This window comes from Mesorhizobium sp. M0518, from assembly GCF_040321125.1.
In the GTDB taxonomy this organism is placed as follows: Bacteria; Pseudomonadota; Alphaproteobacteria; order Rhizobiales; family Rhizobiaceae; genus Mesorhizobium.
This window is the reverse complement of sequence record NZ_JAMYQY010000012.1, coordinates 51,196-68,718: the sequence shown is the minus strand read 5'-3', so window position 1 is coordinate 68,718 and position 17,523 is coordinate 51,196. Positions and strand designations below refer to the sequence as shown.

The window sequence follows — 17,523 nt, the reverse complement described above, 5'->3', positions numbered from 1 at the left end:
CAGCCGGCGATGATGCCGGCGGGCACGACACGCTTACCGGCATCATGCTCAAGATCGTGTCGGTGGCGGTCTTCGTCGGAATGCAGACCTGCATCAAAGCCGCAGGCACGGTTCCGGCCGGCCAGATTGTCTTCTTCCGCTCTTTCTTCGCCATCTTCCCGATCATCGCCTTCCTGGCCTTCAGGAAAGAACTCGGCACTGCCTTCACCACCAGGCGTCCGTTCAACCACATCGCCCGCGGCCTTGTCGGCGTCTGCGCCATGGGGCTCGGCTTTTTTGCGTTGACCCGGCTGCCGCTGCCGGAAGCGATCACGCTGAACTACGCGCAGCCGCTGCTGGTGGTGGTGTTCAGCTCGATCTTCCTCGGCGAGGCCATCCGTGTCTATCGCTGGAGCGCGGTCGCGGTCGGCCTGGTCGGCGTGCTGATCATCTCCTGGCCGGAACTGACGCTGCTGAGTTCCGACGAGGCGCTCGACGATCAGGAAGTGCTTGGCGTCATGGCCGCTCTTGTCGCGGCGGCGATCTCGGCCGTCGCCATGCTCTTGGTGCGCAATCTCGTGCAAAGCGAGCGCACAGCGACCATCGTGCTGTGGTTTTCGGTGACGGCAAGCGTCATGTCGCTGCTGTCGCTGCCATTCGGCTGGCAGGCGCTGACGCCGCTCCAGGCAGCTCTCCTTGTTGCCGCCGGCTTCTGCGGCGGCCTCGGCCAGATCCTGATGACGGCGGCCTATCGCCATGCCGAGGCCTCGGTGGTGGCGCCGTTCGAATACACCTCGATGATCCTCGGCGTCGTCGTCGGCTATCTCGTCTTCGGCGACGTCGCCACGCTCCATATGCTTGTCGGCGGCCTGATCGTCGTCGCCGCCGGCATCTTCATCATCTGGCGCGAACGCCAGCTTGGCCTGGAGCGCACCCGCACGCGCAAGGCGTCTTTGCCTGAAGGGTGATTACGACAGCTCGGCTCGCTCCTTCGCCAACCGAACCAGCACTGTCCTCGTCTGTTCATCGGCGGGGAAAAACGATTCGATCGCCAGTTCCGAAAGCGTCACGTCGAGCGGCGTGCCGAAGACAGTGATGGTGCTGATGAACGACAGCACCTGATCGCCATGCGCCAGCCTGAGCGGATGCACGATGGCATTCGGCTCGACGGACACCGGCCGGCTGCCTTTCAAGCCGGACGGGTAACTGCGCAATTCGCGCTCCAATTCGACCAGCACAGGGTCACCGCTCGCGTCGTTCTGGTGTTTCAGGCGCTCGAGCAGATGCGTTCGCCATTCCTGAAGGTTGACGATGCGCGGTGCGATGCCGCCGGGATGCAGGCTGAGGCGAAGCACGTTGACCGGCGGCGTCAGCAGCGAAGCCTCGCTGACATCGTCAAGGAAGGGTGCAATGGCGGCATTGGCCGAAACCAGGTTCCAGTGGCGGTCGACGGCGAGTGCCGGGAAAGGCTCGTGGCCTTTGAGGACGATCTCGACGGCCGCCATCGCCGGCGCCAGCGTCGTGTCGGTCAGGGAGCGTTCGCCGAAGCTGGGCGCAAAACCGGCGGCGAGCAGCAATTGATTGCGTTGCCTCAGCGGTATCGACAATTGCTCGGCCAGATGCAGCACCATGTCGCGCGAGGGCGCGGCGCGGCCGCTTTCGACGAAGCTCAGATGCCGCTGCGAGATCTCGGCCTCCATGGCGAGGTCGAGCTGCGACATGCGGCGGCGGGTGCGCCATTCGCGAATGAGGCTGCCGGCGGACGTTTGGGGTGTTGTCATGAGGCATGATTAGGTCGAGAGCAGACGTATTTCAATTACCTCGGAGGTTATCGGTACGGCATCCATGTCGGAGATTGGCTACTCGCCAAGCCTCAGCCAACTTCCCGCAGCTTTGCCTTCACCTCGAGAAAATCCCGCCACGCCAGCTTCTTGTGCGCGGGCGTTCGCAAGAGATAGGCCGGGTGCAGCGTCGGCATTGCCGGAATGGCGATGCCGGATGCCGTCGTGTGGACGCGCCAGTTGCCGCGCAGCCGCAGGATGCCTTCACTCGTATTGAGCAGGGTTTTTGCCGACGGACCGCCAAGGTTGATCAGCACCTTCGGATTGACCAGTTCGATCTGCCGCTCGATGAATGGCCGGCAGATCTCGGTTTCGTGCGGCGTCGGCGTGCGATTGCCCGGCGGCCGCCACGGAATGACATTGGCGATATAGACCGAAGTGCGGTCGAGCCCGATCGCCGCCAGCATGCGGTCGAGCAGCCGGCCCGATCGGCCGACGAAGGGCAGGCCCTCGATGTCCTCGTCGCGGCCGGGTGCCTCGCCGACCAGCATGACGGCGGCTTCCGGGTTGCCGTCGGCGAACACCAGGTTCTTGGCGGTGGCCTTGAGATTGCAGCCGTCGAACGCCGCCATGTGCTGGCGAAGCTCGTCAAGCGTTGTTGCCGTCGTTGCCAATTGGCGGGCAAGTGCTGCCTGAATTTCGTCGGGAACCGTGGCCGACGGTGCGCGCAAAACAGGTGGCGCATTTGGCCTGTCGCCCCCTTCGGGGCGATTTGTCGAACGCTGCTGTGCGGCGGTGCCGCCCGCAGGCGCCGCGGTCGGCGCGCGCTCCGCCGGCTTTGGCGCAACCTCGGCAAACCGGTTCACCGGCTGGTCTTCAAGCGCCTCGTCGACGCCCGCGCTGGCATAAAAGGCCAGCAGGTCGGCAATATCAGGTCTGTTGTTTGGGGAAGCAGCAGTCATGGATTCACATTCGTCCGCGTGGCGGCAATTTGCAAGGCTGGCCTCTTGCTCCACCCCGTCGGTATGCGCGGATCCTGCACCAGATAGAAGGTCCATCTGGGCGTATAGTCGGTCATCAGGAAGGCGTGCACTTTTATCCCACGTGTCCATGCATCAAGAGTGGACCCGGAATGCGCACCTTCACCGAATGTATGCGTTCCAAACATGAGTCGAACAACGGAATTGCTGGACAGCGGTCAAAGGAAATAGTGCACTCTCACCGCATACTTGGGCGGCGCGCTGGTGGCAGGCTGAGATTCGGAGTAAAAGACAAGTGTGCGGGTGTCTGCACTTACACAGATCGGATATTGTAATGGCAACGGAGAAAATCGACAAACCAGAGGATTTCATAAATTCCTTTTCATTCCACGATGTTAGTTTGGACCGAATAAATATCGATTTCGATAGTCAGACTGCGAAGCTGGTTACACCGGATATGAATTGGAATTACGAAGGCAGCTGTGGATATGTTAAGAGACCGTGCAGCTTAATATTTGGAGGGGCAACCGCGTATTTCATAGACGTTATTGATTTGGAAGGAGTAAGAATAGGAGACATGAGCACAAATCTCATAGGCGAATTGATTTTGGCAAATATTAATCTTAATCTTGGGGGCGGCAGCTCTGGCCGGGGGCGAGGTCGTGGCAGTATTAGTTTTATGTTTAAAGCTCTTGAAATAGCCGACATGTAATACCCGCCCCTACCGCCACGGGCGTCTCTCAGCGAATGGATCGGAATCACACCCTGCGGCCCGCGCCTTCCAATGTGCTGGCCACGCGTCTGTCGAGCGGTAGCGCCGAGATCGAGGTGCAGCCGAATTTCGAACCGGTGTCCTACGTGATCAGCGATCTGACCGTCGTCACGCGGCTGCAGGGGATTCGGGGCTGATCGACCTCAACGCCGCTGACCAACCTGCTTGCCCAGCGTTTCGCCTCGCTTGGCGTTGATCCGGAGACGGCCAACTAGTTGGCGATCACAGTCGAATATTCCCGCAGCGGCGCCCGCATCTTTGCCGCAGCCGGGAGCGCAGGGAGCCACCGTTCGCGTGCCGGCATCGCTTAGATACCGGCATATTTCACCCCGTCGGTATGCGCGGATCCTGCACCAGATAGAAGGTCCAGCGCGGCGTGTAGTCGGTCATCAGGAATTCGAACCTGGCGGTTTTCAGCGGGTCGACCTTGCCATTCCTGAACAGCAGCCGGTCATAGGGTTCGAAATCGCGATCGAAATCGGCGAAATTGCTCGACAAAATATTGTCCGGCGTCTTGTTGCGCTGGTCGAAGGAAAGCCCGTCGCCGAACACGCTCGGCTGGTTCAGGATCTCCTGCAATTCGAACTGGAATTCGATCCAGGCCTGGCCGCTGTTGTTGAGCACCTCGATGCGCATATACATCATGCCGTTGGCGAATTCGCCGGCCTTGCCGAAGGCCTGGATCGGCTTTGTCGTGCGGATCGTCAGCGTCACCGGCGTTGACGAATTCAGCTCTTCGGTGATGACGAACGGATCGTCCTTCGTTCCGATGCCCGAGGCGCCGGTGATGCGGAAGCCGCCAAGCTCGTCGGAGAAGGAGTAGGCGCCTGCCGCCCAGACCTTCACTTCGTCGGCGGCAGCGTGATGCGGCGCCAGCATCAGAAGGGCCAAAAGGAGCGCCCGGCGGATCCGGCCGGGCGGGAAAAGAAAGCGCGTCGATGAAAAGCCGGCTGGCCCAGGAATGCGCATGGCGTGAAGTATGGCCGATAAGCAAGCCGTCGAACAATTAAAAACGCGCGCCTCGCAGGCAATGCCGGGCGAAAAGCAGTCTTCCAGCCTCGCAATGCGCGACTTTTTGGCCAAAACGGCATTGTCACGTATGCGCCGGTTTCCTGTCGTCAATTGATGCGCTATGCAGCGCGGGAGCCAGCAAGATACCCGAATGGGATAAGCCAGTGCGGAGGGGTTGATGAGCGACATCGAACGCGAAAGCATGGAATTCGACGTGGTTATCGTCGGCGCCGGACCGGCGGGCCTCGCCGCTGCCATCCGCCTCAAGCAGGTCAATCCCGAGCTTTCGGTCGTCGTCCTGGAGAAGGGCGGTGAGGTCGGCGCCCATATCCTCTCCGGCGCCGTTGTCGATCCGATCGGCATCGACCGGCTCTTGCCGGGCTGGCGCGATGAGGACGGCCATCCCTTCAAGACGCCGGTCACATCAGACCATTTCCTGGTCCTTGGTCCTGCCGGCTCGTTTCGCCTGCCCAACATGCTGATGCCGCCGCTGATGAACAATCACGGCAACTACATCGTCTCGCTCGGCAATGTCTGCCGCTGGCTGGCGACCAAGGCCGAGGCGCTCGGCGTCGAGATCTATCCGGGCTTTGCCGCTGTCGGCCTGCTCTACAATGAGCAAGGCGCCGTCACCGGCGTCGTCACCGGCGACATGGGCATCGAGAAGGACGGAACGCACGGTCCGGGTTTCGCACCCGGCATGGCGCTGATGGGCAAATATGTGCTGATCGGGGAGGGCGCTCGCGGCTCGCTCGCCAAGCAGCTGATCGCCAGATACAAGCTTTCCGATGGCCGCGAACCGGGCAAATATGGCATCGGCCTGAAGGAACTCTGGCAGGTCAAGCCGGAGAACCACCGGCCGGGCTTGGTCCAGCATTCCTTCGGCTGGCCGCTTGACTTGAAGACCGGCGGCGGCTCGTTCCTCTACCATCTCGAGGACAATCAGGTGGCGGTCGGCTTCGTCCTCCACCTCAATTACAAGAACCCCTATCTGTCGCCGTTCGAGGAATTCCAGCGCTTCAAGACCCATCCGGCGATCAGCGGGACTTTCGACGGCGCCAAGCGCCTCGGCTATGGCGCGCGCGCCATCACCGAGGGCGGCTGGCAGTCGGTGCCGAAACTCTCCTTCCCCGGTGGTGCGCTGATGGGATGTGCGGCGGGCTTCGTCAACGTGCCGCGCATCAAGGGTTCGCACAATGCCGTGCTGTCCGGTATGCTGGCGGCCGAGCATGTCGCAGAGGCGATCGGTGCCGGGCGCGCCAACGACGAACTCGCTTCCTACGAGGAAGCCTGGCGCGCGACCGACATCGGCAAGGATTTGAAGAAGGTGCGCAACGTCAAGCCGCTGTGGTCGCGCTTCGGCACGATCGTCGGTGTCGGCCTCGGCGGCCTCGACATGTGGCTGAACACGCTGTTCGGTGTCTCGCCCTTCGGCACGCTGAAGCATGGCAAGGCCGACTATGCGACGCTCGAGCCTGCCGCCCAGCACAAGAAGATCGCCTATCCGAAGCCCGATGGCGTGCTGACCTTCGACAGGCTGTCCTCGGTGTTCCTGTCCAACACCAATCACGAGGAAAACGAGCCGGCCCACCTGCTTGTCGGCGACATGGAACTGCAGAAGCGGTCCGAGCACGATGTCTTTGCGGGCCCGTCGACGCGCTACTGTCCGGCCGGGGTTTACGAGTGGGTCGACAAGGATGGCAATGCCGCCGCCGATCCCACGGCCAAGGATGTGCGCTTCGTCATCAACGCGCAGAACTGCGTCCACTGCAAGACATGCGACATCAAGGACCCGAACCAGAACATCAACTGGGTGCCGCCGCAAGGCGGAGAAGGCCCGGTCTACCAGGGCATGTAGGCCGCGCCGGCCACAGCGTGCAAAGCACCCGACGATATCTCGGGTCTCCCGTGGCATGTGAAACATTAGGACTGTTGAAACTGCCGCGCGCTTGTGGTTCCATTCCTTGACGATAAGGAGATGGCCAATGCGCCTGGCGGTTCTGGCATGCCTCGTGGCGATCGGTGCGCTGTTCGGTTTGGCTTCGGCGGCCTCGGCCGGCACCAGGGTGGTGGTCAAGACGCGGACCTACGACATCACCGGGAACACGGGGCTGGCGCTGATGCAGGCTATGGACCGCAAGGGGCCGAAGCACGGCTTCATGACGCACGCCATCGCGTTGACCGGCTACGCAGTGGACTGGGACCTTGACACCAGCCAGGACAAGGGCGTTTGCCGCTTGCGGCGTGCCAACGGCACGCTCAATCTCTTCTATACGTTTCCGCGTGTCGCCTCGGCCACCACTCCGACGCTCCGGAAGCGCTGGACGCGGTTCTTCGCCGGCGTCCGCGCCCATGAGGAAACCCATGGCCGCATCGCCAGGGAGATGATGCGGGCCACGGAAAGATCGATCTCCGGCCTCAGGATTGCCGACGACCGGTTCTGCTACAAGACACGTCGCGAGGCACAGCGACGTATCAAGGCCACCAATGCCGCATATGAGGCCAAGCAGCTCGCTTTCGATGTGCGCGAGCATCGCGATGGCGGCCACGTCCAGCATCTCGTCATCGCTTTGGTCAGGCCCTGATCCTTCAGCCTGGCGTCTTGCCGGTCTGGCTTATGGCCGCGGTCGCGGTTTCATGTTCGTCGAGCGGCTTTTGCTGGTTCAGCCTGAGTGAGAACTCCACCAGGACCGGAAGGTGATCCGAGCCCGTGTCCTCCAGCCGTGTCGCGGAATGGATGGTCACGCCGCCCTTGCTGAAAACCTGGTCGATCGGCAGGCCGGCGAAGCGCCGCAGCAAGTCCGGCAGCTTGATGTGGATCCAGGTCGGACCGGCGGACGGCATCACGGTCAGCCCGCCAAGCGCCGCGACCCGCCGCACGGCGGCACTCCACGGCGCGGCATTGCAGTCGCCCGCCATGATGGCCGTCTCGCCGAGCGCGGAAAGCGGCTCCGTCAACTCGCCGATCTGCCAGTACTGCTCGCGTGGCCACGGCCAACTGAGATGGATCGCGGCGACATCGACGTCGATGCCGCCGAAGTCGACGGTCGCTGTCGCCATGGCGCCGCGCCTTTCGCAACGCGCCTCGGTGCCGGCGGCAAAGGGCCGCCGCGAGAGCAGCGCGACGCCGAATATGCCGTTGGGATAAGGACAGAGGATCCGGTACGGATAGGCGCTGCTGATATAGCCAAGCTCGGTCGCCCACATCGCCGATACCTCGTCCAGGGTGATCACGTCGGGACTGGTCCGGCCGATCAGCGACAGCACCTTCTTCGGCGTCGGATTGTCGTAGCGCAGGTTCATCTGCAGCAGCTTGTAGATCGCGCGGTCTTCGTTCTTGGCTTCATAGGCGGCCTGAACCGGCCACAGGCGGGAGAAGGACAGCGACCCGGAAGTGGTGGCGAAGGCCGCCACGGCAAAAAGCAGTGCCACGGCCGCCTGCAGGCGAAATGTCGTGGCCAGCAGCGGCAGCGCGCAAAGCGCCATCAGCACGGCAAGGTGGACGCGGAAATGCGAGAAGGAATCGAAGGCGGGATGCAGCGTTCCGAAAAACCCGGCCACCAGCGCGATCGAACAGGCCAGCATTGCCAGGAATGCAACCGAAATCAGCAATGTCCCGAAGCTCGCTCTCTCCATGCCGCCTGCTTATCGGCAGAAATGCGGCCCAATCAAGATGAGAAATGCCTACGCGATGCTGGTATCGGCCTACTGGAACGCCGTTTCCGAAAAACTTCTGAGCTTGCGCGAATGCAACCGCTCCATCGGCATTTCCGCGAGCTTCTCCATCGCCCTGATGCCGATGGTCAGGTGCTGCGCCACCTGGCGCTTGTAGAATTCGGTCGCCATGCCGGGCAGCTTCAACTCGCCATGCAGCGGTTTGTCCGAAACGCACAGCAGCGTGCCGTAGGGAACGCGGAAGCGGAAGCCATTGGCGGCGATGGTCGCCGATTCCATGTCGAGTGCGATGGCGCGAGATTGCGACAGACGCTGGACCGGGCCACGCTGGTCGCGCAGTTCCCAGTTGCGATTGTCGATAGTGGCGACGGTGCCCGTGCGCATGATGCGCTTCAGGTCGTAGCCGGTAAGGCCGGTGACTTCGGCGACGGCTTCCTGCAACGCCACCTGGATCTCGGCCAGCGGCGGGATCGGCACCCAGACCGGAAGATCGTCGTCCAGCACATGGTCCTCGCGCACATAGGCATGCGCCAGCACATAGTCGCCCAGCGCTTGGGTGTTGCGCAGGCCGGCACAGTGGCCGAGCATCACCCAGGCATGCGGCCTCAGCACCGCAACATGGTCGGTGATGGTCTTGGCGTTGGAAGGCCCGACGCCGATATTCACCATGGTGATGCCGCCATGTCCCGATTTCTTCAGGTGATAGGCCGGCATCTGTGGCAGGCGGGGAACTGCGACGCCTTCACTGGGCGCGCTTTGCCCGCGCTTGGTGATGACATTGCCCGGCTCGACGAACTCCGTGTATCCGCCGCCGCCATTGGCCATCAGGTCGCGGGCGCGGGCGACGAATTCGTCGATGTAGAACTGATAGTTGGTGAACAGCACGAAGTTCTGGAAATGCTGCGGCGTGGTCGCCGTATAGTGCGACAGCCGGTGCAGCGAATAATCGATGCGCTGCGCCGTGAACGGCGCCAGAGGCCTCGGCTCGCCAAAGGCGACTTCGAAGGTGCCGTTGGCGATCTGGTCGTCGGTGCCATCGAGATCCGGCACGTCGAACAGGTCGCGGATCGGCCGCTTGATGCGCTCTGCCGTCGCGCCGTCGACATGGGTGCCTTCAAGGAAGGCGAAATGCAGCGGGATGGGTGTGGTCGATTCCGACACCGTGACCGCAACCCCATGATTGCGCATGATCAGGCGCAACTGCTCGACGAGGTAGCTTTCGAACAGGCCCGGCTGGGTGATGGTGGTGGAAAAATGCCCAGGCGTCGGCATATGGCCATAGGCCTGGCGCGAGTCGATCTGGGTGAATGAGTTGGTGGTGACGCCGATCTCCGGATAGAAGGCCCGGTAGCGCTTGCCATTGTCGCCGCCTGCTGCCGCCAGCTCTGCGAAGGAGTCGCGCAGGAACTTGGTGTTGCGGTCGTAAAGCGCCTGCAGTGCCTTGACGGCTTTTTCGGCGCTATCAAAGCTTTGCCGGCCAAAAGGCTCCGGCATGACGACAGATTCGATAGCTTGTGGGTAGATTCGCTTTTCCATGGCTCAATATAGAGACTTGGATCGGCACTTGGGAGGGGTGTCGCGACCGAAGGCGGCCAAAGCGCCGTTTTTCTTCAACCGCGCTGCAGGCTGACCAGGAGCACAAAGCCGACGCCGGACTTCTTCAGGGCAGGTGCGTCGATCGTCGAGCCGGCATCGGAACGCATCATCGGCACGGCCAGAACCGGAGCGGCCAGAACCGCCAGGATAAGCGCCGCCCGCGGCAGAAGCCGAAGGGTCTTGAGAGCGTTGGCGGCGATGCGGTTCATGGTGTTTCAGCTTTTCTTTTCGAGGTCTTGGTTCTTTGTTCAGTTGCGAAGATGGGTAGGGCAGGCGAGGCGGCAGGTTCTGGAACTGGCTTCGTCCCAGGCGCGGGCCGGCCGGCCCGCTTCGGCGACGAGGATGGCGAAGAACATTCCAAACAGGCTCACCAGCAGGCAAACGATGGTGAAGCGGCGAGCAAGCATTGGGTCGGTCTCCTTCAACACGCCGGAGAATGCCCTGATGCAACTGAACCGGCTCTGATGCCGGCGTTCATCTGCGGTTCAAGATGATTGACGGGGTTTCGACGGCGCCGGCGTCGGTTTGGATGGCCGCCGGCGGGTATCGAGCATCACCGGTGCAGGATGTGTCGGCAAACGAAAACGGGACCCGTCGGGGTCCCGTCCTCATGTCGCAAGGATGCGCTCGATCAGAGCTTGTGCCAGGTCTGGCTCTTGCAGATCAGTCCGCCGAGCACGCAGCCGCTCATCTTGAGAGAGGTGCCCGACAATGTCGCCTTGCCCGAATAGGTCTTGTCGTTTGCCGGATCGGTGATGTTGCCGGCATATTTGTTGTCGCCTGTCGCCTTGAGCGAGCCGATGGTCTTGCCGGCATATTTGCCGGACTTGAGCGTGATGGAAAACGAGCCGCCGCCAGCGATGGCCGCGGTATCGCCGGCCTGCGTCTTCCAATTGCCCTCGATCGGATCGGCCCAGGCCGCACCGGCCATGATCAATGTGGCCGCAAGGGCCAGGCTCACTTTTCGAAACATGTCTTCCTCCCTTTGGATGTCCGGCCGGATGCTCCGCCTCGCCGGTCTGCCGCTTACGCAAACGTAAGCTAATCCAGCTCCCGGCAAAACAAAAGCGGTGCCGCAACGGAAGAGTTTCGGATTTTGAAGGGGCCTGAATGAGCCTCCTGGCCAAGGAAATGAAACGATCGGCGCTTCGCCTTTGTCTCCCGTGGTTAGCGAAGTCTTGACTTGGCATTGGAAAATTTTCGTCAAATTTGACGCAAGCAGGCTGAATTGCTGACTTTGTATCCTTAACGAATTTCCGTGTTTACCTCTTGTTTTAGCTTTGTTTTCCTCAAATTAAGCACGCCATTTAACGACGGATTCAAGCCTGCACGGCATTCTCGAAAGCATCGGAAGAGCAGCCGCCAAGGGCAAAAGAAGGCAGCTCTCGGGAGCCTGACAGGGGCCGGAAACAGGGGATTGAAATGGCACGTTTTGAAATGCTTGAAGCAGGTTTCGGCGCCATGGGGGCAACTGCCCAGGCCGACATCCTTTTCGAACTGGGCATGATGTATGCGACCGGCCGCGATTGCGAGACCGATGTCGTTGCCGCCCACAAATGGTTCAACATCGCCGCCATCAAGGGCTCGGCCCGCGCCGCGGAACTGCGCTCGGAACTGTCGGCGGCCATGTCGAAGGTCGAGATCGCCACGGCGCTGCGCGAAGCCCGCGAATGGATGACCATGCACTGAAATCTGCCAATCGCGGACAGGTCCATCGAAGACAGGGAAGCTCCGGGATCAAGGCCGCACAGACGGCCAGACCCGGCCAAATCGAAGGCCGCGCAAGACGGTCACGAAGGCAAGAGAAAGAACGTGGCAGGCCGCAAGGCTCAGCTGTGCGCGACACGGGGAAGGCGAGCGGGATTCTTAGGCGCGAGAGCGCCCGGAGATTGCTCGACGGACAAAAAAGCCACGACCAGCCGGAACAAGGCTGGCGTGGCTTTTTGCGTGGATGACGTCTTGCAGGCCCAATCGAGCGGCGCCAATGCGCCTAGACAGGCCGAATGAAGGATGAAATTGTCCGGCCTCTCTGGAAGAAGCGGGGCCGGGGCGGCCGCGCGTGAGTGGAGGAGTTCTACCATCATGAAAAAATTGAGTATTTTGAACGCGGCCATATTCGGCCTGATGATGAGCACGCCGGTCGCATTCGCCGATGACATCACCTTTGCGGTGATCGGCCCGATGACCGGACAGCTCGCCACCATCGGCGATCAGTTCAAGCAGGGCGCACAGGCCGCTGCCGACGCGATCAACGCCGCTGGCGGCGTCAACGGGTCGATGATCAAGCTCGATATCGAAGACGACCAGTGCGATCCCAAGCAGGCCGTGTCGGTTGCCAACCGCGTCGTCGCCGATGGCGTCAAGTTCATCGACGGCCATGCCTGCTCCGGTTCGAGCATTCCGGCCTCGGCCGTCTATGCCGAAGCCGGCGCGCTGATGATGAGCCCGGCTTCTTCCAACCCGGTGCTGACCGACGCGGCCGCCAAGGCCGGCTGGCCGACGATCATGCGCCTTTACACGCGTGACGATGCGCAGGGCGCCTTCATCGGCCCATGGATCGCCAAGAAGTTCGCCGGCAAGAATGTCGTCGTCCTGCATGACAAGAGCGCCTACGGACAGGGCGTGGCTGACGCCGTCAGGGCAACGATGAATGCCGGCGGCCTCAAGGAGGTCTATTATGATGGCATCAACGCTGGCGAGAAGGACTATTCGGCTCTCGTCACCAAGCTCAAGGATTTGAAAGCCGACGTCGTTTATTTCGGCGGCTATCATCCTGAAGCCGGCCTGATCCTGCGTCAGTCGGCGGAACAGAACCTGAAGTTCCAGCTGATCATGCCGGACTCCATCGCCTCGCCCGAATTCTGGCAGGTTGCTGGCCCGGCCGGCGAGGGCACCATGTTCGTCTTCCCATCCGATCCACAGGCAAAGCCGGAAGCCAAGGCAGCCGTCGAGAAGATCAAGGCCGGCGGCTTCGTGCCCGAGGGCTTCACGCTGTTCTCTTACGCCACCATCCAGGCTTTCGCCGAAGGCATCAAGCGTGCCGGCAGCGACGACCCGGCCAAGGTTGCCGAAGCGTTGAAGAACGGCACGCCGATCAGCACCGTTGTCGGTGATGTCACCTTCGACGAGAAGGGCGACCTCAAGAATGCCAGCTACGACATCAACCAGTGGCATGACGGCAAATACGCGCCGATCGCGCAGTAATCGCCGCCCTGGCGACTGGATAGCATAGAGAAATGGCCGGGCTCGTCCCGGCCATTTTCTTGTTTGCCCTGTCGTTGGCCTTCCGAACCGTCAGCTCACTGCTGTGGTCGCGGCGTTGTGCTCCTCGACGAACCGCACCAGCACCGTCCCGTCGGTCACCTGCGCGCCCTCAGTGGCGATCTCGGCGATCACGCCGTCATGCGGCGCGGCGATGGTGTGCTCCATCTTCATCGCCTCCAGGATCAGCAGCGGCTGGCCCTTGATCACCGTATCGCCTTTTCCCACGCGCACCAGCTTGACCAATCCCGGCATCGGCGCACGCAGGCTGCCGGCGCTTGCCGCCGCCTCATCGGCCCGTGCCAACGGGTCCGACACGGCGAAGGTGTAGCCAACGGCGCCTTCGAACACGGTGATGTGGCCGGACCAGCGGGCAAGGCGCGGCGCGGCGCGAAAATCATGCGAATTGGTGTCGTCATAGGGCTTCTCCAGCGCGACCTGGAAGCGTCCATCCGGCCGCACCGAAACCTTCGCCGCGATATCGTCTTCACCGAACTTCAGCCATGTGCGTCGCGCCACGCTGTGGAAATGGGCATAACCGGCAAGCGACGACCACGGATCGTCTGACAACGGCGATGCTCCGGCCCCCGAGGCTGCGACTGCGGCCGCGGCTATGGTTTCTCCGCTTGGCGGCGCGACCTCGGTCAGCGCCGTCTGGTGCCTGGCGATCAGGCTGGTGTCGACGTCGCCTGCGGCGAAATCCGGATCGGCGGCGAGAGCGGCAAGAAAGGCGGTGTTGACGGTCGAGCCGGCGATCTCGGTCCGGGATAGCGCCGCGCCAAGCGCTTCCAGAGCCGCCTGGCGGTCCGTGGCGTGGACGACCAGCTTGGCGATCATCGGATCGTAATAGGGCGAGATGGCGTCACCCGCCCGCACGCCAGTCTCGATGCGCATCGTGGCGCCTTGCGGGGCCGCGTCTGGAAATCTCAGATGATGCAGCGTGCCCGTTGCCGGCAGAAAACCTTTTGCCGCGTCCTCGGCATAGATGCGCGCCTCGAAGGCATGGCCGGTAAGCGCGATCTCGCTTTGCGTCTTGGGCAGCTTTTCGCCGCTGGCGACCCGCAACTGCCACTCGACCAGGTCGGTGCCGGTCACCATTTCGGTGACCGGATGTTCGACCTGCAGACGGGTGTTCATCTCCATGAACCAGAAGCGGTCGGCCTTCAGGCCCTGCGAAGCATCGACGATGAACTCGATGGTGCCGGCGCCTGAATAATTGATCGCCTTGGCGGCCTTCACCGCCGCATCCGTCATCGCCTTGCGCAAAGCCTCGGTCATGCCGGGCGCGGGCGATTCCTCGATCACCTTCTGGTGGCGGCGCTGCGCCGAGCAGTCGCGCTCGTAGAGGTGCACGGCGTTGCCGAAATTGTCGCCGAACACCTGCACTTCGATATGGCGCGGCTTGTCGACATATTTTTCGACCAGCACGCGGTCGTCGCCGAACGCGGCTTTCGCCTCGCGCCGCGCGCTGGACAACGCCTCGGAAAACTCATCGGGATGCTCGACCCGGCGCATACCCTTGCCGCCGCCGCCGGCGCGTGCCTTGATCAGCACGGGATAGCCGATCTCGCGTGCCTTGGAGGCAAGCAGCACGATCTCCTGCGCCTCGCCATGGTAACCCGGAACGACCGGAACGCCGGCCTTTTCCATCAGCCGCTTGGCCGCGTCCTTCAGCCCCATGGCACGGATCGAGGCCGCCGACGGGCCGATGAAAATGAGCCCCGCCGCCGCCACCTGGTCGACGAAATCGGGATTTTCCGACAGGAAGCCGTAGCCGGGATGAATGGCTTGTGCGCCGGTAGCCAAGGCCGCGGCGATGATCTTGTCACCGCGCAGATAGCTTTCGCCGACGGGCGAGGGGCCGATATGCACCGCCTCGTCGGCCATCTCGACATGCAGGGATCTCGCGTCGGCATCCGAATAGACGGCGACAGTGCCCACACCCAGTTTCCGAGCCGTGCGGATGACACGACAGGCGATCTCGCCGCGATTGGCAATCAGAATCTTGGCAAACATGGAGCCTCCGCATGTAAGGCTCGCAGTCCATGGGAAGCAGGGCGCTTGAACACCCCTCTCTGTCCTGCCGGCCCCCGCAAGGAGGGAGATTGGCAGCTTTGCCCTCGCTGCGAACTTTCAATGTTGGAATTTGGCGAAAGCGATAGCGACAGTCGATCTCCCCCCATGCGGGGGAGATGTCCGGCAGGACAGAGGGGGCTACTGTCCAGCGAGCCATTCCAGCCCTCGGCGTAGACCTCTCCCTTACCAAGGGAGTGTTCTACCTTGCGGTCGGTAGTATCTATTTCGATGACGAAATTGCGCAGCCGCCACTCGCGGTCTTGAGCTTCCACCGTGTCAAGCCGGCCTGGCAATTGCGCAGCGCCGTCTCTTCCGCCGCCTTCTGGGACGGCGCGTTGAGCTTCGCCCCGCAGACAATGTAGAGGTCGACGACACGCGAATAAAAGGTTGTAGCGTAGGCCGAATGGCCGCTCGCCGCGACGTAGCCCTTGTAGGCAACGTTGCATTCGCCCGAACCCAAGGTCGGCGGAAAACGCACGTCTCCCTTGCGTCCTGCGAGCGATTCCGCCGAGCCGACGCCGGTCGCTGTTAATATTAGAAATACGGAAAGTATCGAAGCAGCCGTTCCCTGGCAATATTTCAGTTTCATTTCCAGCCCGTCCCCATTGCCCCATGCTGGATAAGCAGTATCGAATATTTTGCCTCGCCGCCAGTTCACTGTTTGAGATTCGAAGCCGCCTATGCTGATGAATCGGTTGGTCCATACAGTTCAGCCTTTTCGCACGGCAGCAACGGCCTGCTGGTATAGTTCCGCCGTTTGTCCGTCGAAGTTGACCGTCCATTCTCACATCCGAAACACGCCGAAGCGCGTGTCCTCGATTTCGGCGTTGAGCGCAGCGGACAGGCTGAGCGCCAGCACGTCGCGGGTCTTCGCAGGGTCGATGATGCCGTCGTCCCAGAGGCGTGCGGACGAATAGAGCGGATGGCCCTCATGCTCGTATTTCATCAGGATCGGCTTCTTGAATTTCGCCTCTTCCTCGGCGCTCCATTCCCCGCCCTTGCGCTCGATGCCTTCGCGCTTGACCATGGCAAGCACCGTTGCTGCTTGCTCGCCGCCCATCACCGAGATGCGGGCGTTCGGCCACATCCACAGGAAGCGCGGCGAATAGGCGCGGCCGCACATGCCGTAATTGCCGGCGCCGAACGAACCGCCGATGATGATCGTCACCTTTGGCACGCGGGCGGTAGCGACCGCCATCACCAGCTTGGCGCCGTCCTTGGCGATGCCGCCTGCTTCATATTTTCGACCGACCATGAAGCCGGTGATGTTTTGCAGGAAGACCAATGGGATCTTGCGCTGGCAGCACAGTTCGATGAAGTGCGCGCCCTTCACAGCGCTTTCGGAAAACAGCACGCCGTTGTTGGCGATGATGCCGACCGGCATGCCATGGAGATGGGCAAAGCCGGTGATCAGCGTGGTGCCGTAATTCTGCTTGAACTCGTCGAATTCGGAACCGTCGACGATGCGCGCAATCACCTCGCGTGCGTCATAGGGCTGGCGCAGGTCGGTCGGCACGATGCCGTAGAGTTCATCCGCCGGATGAAGCGGCGGAATCGATCTCTGTAAGTTTAGGCTTACAGTCTTGTTCCGATTCAGGTTTTTGACGATGCGGCGGCAGATGGCGAGCGCATGGTCGTCGTCCAGCGCATAGTGGTCGGCAACACCGGAGAGCCTGGTGTGCACATCGGCGCCGCCGAGATGCTCGGCGCTGACGTCCTCGCCGGTCGCCGCTTTCACCAGCGGCGGACCGCCGAGGAAGATGGTCGCCTGGTTGCGCACCATGATCGTCTCGTCGGACATCGCCGGCACATAGGCGCCGCCCGCCGTGCAGGAACCCATGACGCAGGCAATCTGCGGAATGCCTGATGCCGACATGTTGGCCTGGTTGTAGAAGATGCGGCCGAAATGCTCCCGATCGGGAAACACCTCGTCCTGATTGGGCAGATTGGCGCCGCCGCTGTCGACGAGGTAGATGCAAGGCAGATTGTTTTGCAGTGCGATCTCCTGCGCCCGCAAATGCTTCTTCACCGTCAGCGGATAATAGGTGCCGCCCTTCACCGTGGCGTCGTTGACGACGACCATCACCTCGGTGCCCTCGACGCGGCCGACGCCGGCGATCATGCCGGCCGACGAAATCTCCTCGCCATACATCGACCAAGCAGCGAACTGGCCGATCTCGAGGAAGGGTGAACCGACATCCAGCAATTGCGCGAGGCGCTCGCGCGGCAGGAGCTTGCCGCGCGAAACATGCCGCTCACGCGCTTCCTCCGAGCCGCCGCGCTCGACGGTGGCCGCCTTCTCCGCAATGTCGGCGACCAGCGCCCGCATGCGCTCGGCATTGGCATGGAATGCTTCGGAGGAGGGGGATATCTGGGTTTGCAGCGTAGCCAT

19 protein-coding genes are annotated in these 17,523 nt (G+C 62.1%); 8 read left to right on the top strand and 11 right to left on the bottom strand.

Annotated features, from left to right (window positions below):
• The first annotated feature begins 44 nt into the window (after positions 1 to 44).
• Positions 45 to 947: a DMT family transporter gene (locus tag NKI66_RS18615; protein ID WP_245273271.1), complete on the top strand. Its 903-nt coding sequence runs from the start codon at positions 45 to 47 to the stop codon at positions 945 to 947.
• On the opposite strand, the gene NKI66_RS18610 is transcribed toward NKI66_RS18615, so the two are convergent.
• Positions 948 to 1,760, bottom strand: coding sequence for a helix-turn-helix domain-containing protein (locus NKI66_RS18610; protein WP_023812827.1), 813 nt, complete (start codon positions 1,758 to 1,760; stop codon positions 948 to 950).
• Between the two features lie 92 nt (positions 1,761 to 1,852).
• A complete protein-coding gene (locus NKI66_RS18605; RefSeq protein ID WP_352441288.1) occupies positions 1,853 to 2,722 on the bottom strand; it encodes a uracil-DNA glycosylase in 870 nt (289 codons plus the stop codon).
• Between the two features lie 352 nt (positions 2,723 to 3,074).
• Between NKI66_RS18605 and NKI66_RS18600 the strand changes: the two genes are divergently transcribed.
• On the top strand, positions 3,075 to 3,452 hold the full coding sequence (locus tag NKI66_RS18600) for a hypothetical protein (RefSeq protein WP_352752515.1): 378 nt from the start codon (positions 3,075 to 3,077) through the stop codon (positions 3,450 to 3,452).
• 35 nt (positions 3,453 to 3,487) lie between these two features.
• A complete protein-coding gene (locus tag NKI66_RS18595) occupies positions 3,488 to 3,649 on the top strand; it encodes a hypothetical protein (RefSeq protein WP_164892863.1) in 162 nt (53 codons plus the stop codon).
• A gap of 187 nt (positions 3,650 to 3,836) precedes the next feature.
• On the opposite strand, the gene NKI66_RS18590 is transcribed toward NKI66_RS18595, so the two are convergent.
• Entirely contained in the window at positions 3,837 to 4,481 is a 645-nt protein-coding gene (locus NKI66_RS18590; RefSeq protein WP_027035774.1) for a hypothetical protein, read from the bottom strand.
• Positions 4,482 to 4,491: 10 nt separating this feature from the next.
• Between NKI66_RS18590 and NKI66_RS18585 the strand changes: the two genes are divergently transcribed.
• The 3 genes from NKI66_RS18585 to NKI66_RS18575 all read left to right on the top strand — a co-directional run bounded on the left by NKI66_RS18585 (position 4,492) and on the right by NKI66_RS18575 (position 7,108).
• On the top strand, positions 4,492 to 4,638 hold the full coding sequence (locus NKI66_RS18585; protein ID WP_155930595.1) for a hypothetical protein: 147 nt from the start codon (positions 4,492 to 4,494) through the stop codon (positions 4,636 to 4,638).
• Positions 4,639 to 4,701: 63 nt separating this feature from the next.
• On the top strand, positions 4,702 to 6,381 hold the full coding sequence (locus tag NKI66_RS18580; RefSeq protein ID WP_352752512.1) for an electron transfer flavoprotein-ubiquinone oxidoreductase: 1,680 nt from the start codon (positions 4,702 to 4,704) through the stop codon (positions 6,379 to 6,381).
• 127 nt (positions 6,382 to 6,508) lie between these two features.
• Positions 6,509 to 7,108, top strand: a complete 600-nt coding sequence (locus NKI66_RS18575; RefSeq protein ID WP_352752510.1) for a DUF922 domain-containing protein — start codon at positions 6,509 to 6,511, stop codon at positions 7,106 to 7,108.
• A 4-nt stretch (positions 7,109 to 7,112) separates the two neighbouring features.
• Here NKI66_RS18575 and NKI66_RS18570 read toward each other — a convergent pair whose 3' ends face one another.
• The 5 genes from NKI66_RS18570 to NKI66_RS18550 all read right to left on the bottom strand — a co-directional run bounded on the left by NKI66_RS18570 (position 7,113) and on the right by NKI66_RS18550 (position 10,767).
• A complete protein-coding gene (locus tag NKI66_RS18570) occupies positions 7,113 to 8,159 on the bottom strand; it encodes an endonuclease/exonuclease/phosphatase family protein (RefSeq protein ID WP_352752508.1) in 1,047 nt (348 codons plus the stop codon).
• 69 nt (positions 8,160 to 8,228) lie between these two features.
• Entirely contained in the window at positions 8,229 to 9,692 is a 1,464-nt protein-coding gene (locus tag NKI66_RS18565; protein WP_502900945.1) for an AMP nucleosidase, read from the bottom strand.
• 116 nt (positions 9,693 to 9,808) lie between these two features.
• Entirely contained in the window at positions 9,809 to 10,003 is a 195-nt protein-coding gene (locus NKI66_RS18560; RefSeq protein WP_127292634.1) for a hypothetical protein, read from the bottom strand.
• A gap of 39 nt (positions 10,004 to 10,042) precedes the next feature.
• The gene (locus tag NKI66_RS18555) at positions 10,043 to 10,201 is read right to left on the bottom strand and encodes a hypothetical protein (RefSeq protein ID WP_023812838.1); all 159 of its coding nucleotides are present in this window, start codon (positions 10,199 to 10,201) and stop codon (positions 10,043 to 10,045) included.
• Positions 10,202 to 10,425: 224 nt separating this feature from the next.
• Entirely contained in the window at positions 10,426 to 10,767 is a 342-nt protein-coding gene (locus tag NKI66_RS18550) for a DUF2147 domain-containing protein (protein WP_027035768.1), read from the bottom strand.
• A gap of 449 nt (positions 10,768 to 11,216) precedes the next feature.
• Between NKI66_RS18550 and NKI66_RS18545 the strand changes: the two genes are divergently transcribed.
• A complete protein-coding gene (locus NKI66_RS18545) occupies positions 11,217 to 11,483 on the top strand; it encodes an SEL1-like repeat protein (protein ID WP_013532614.1) in 267 nt (88 codons plus the stop codon).
• Positions 11,484 to 11,876: 393 nt separating this feature from the next.
• Positions 11,877 to 12,998 (top strand): ABC transporter substrate-binding protein, encoded by a 1,122-nt coding sequence (locus NKI66_RS18540; protein WP_109662624.1) that lies wholly within the window; start codon positions 11,877 to 11,879, stop codon positions 12,996 to 12,998.
• A 90-nt stretch (positions 12,999 to 13,088) separates the two neighbouring features.
• On the opposite strand, the gene NKI66_RS18535 is transcribed toward NKI66_RS18540, so the two are convergent.
• From NKI66_RS18535 to NKI66_RS18525, 3 genes are all read right to left on the bottom strand, one after another.
• Positions 13,089 to 15,071: an acetyl/propionyl/methylcrotonyl-CoA carboxylase subunit alpha gene (locus NKI66_RS18535; RefSeq protein ID WP_352752504.1), complete on the bottom strand. Its 1,983-nt coding sequence runs from the start codon at positions 15,069 to 15,071 to the stop codon at positions 13,089 to 13,091.
• A 280-nt stretch (positions 15,072 to 15,351) separates the two neighbouring features.
• Positions 15,352 to 15,720, bottom strand: a complete 369-nt coding sequence (locus tag NKI66_RS18530) for a hypothetical protein (RefSeq protein WP_352752568.1) — start codon at positions 15,718 to 15,720, stop codon at positions 15,352 to 15,354.
• Between the two features lie 195 nt (positions 15,721 to 15,915).
• A complete protein-coding gene (locus NKI66_RS18525) occupies positions 15,916 to 17,523 on the bottom strand; it encodes a carboxyl transferase domain-containing protein (protein ID WP_352752502.1) in 1,608 nt (535 codons plus the stop codon).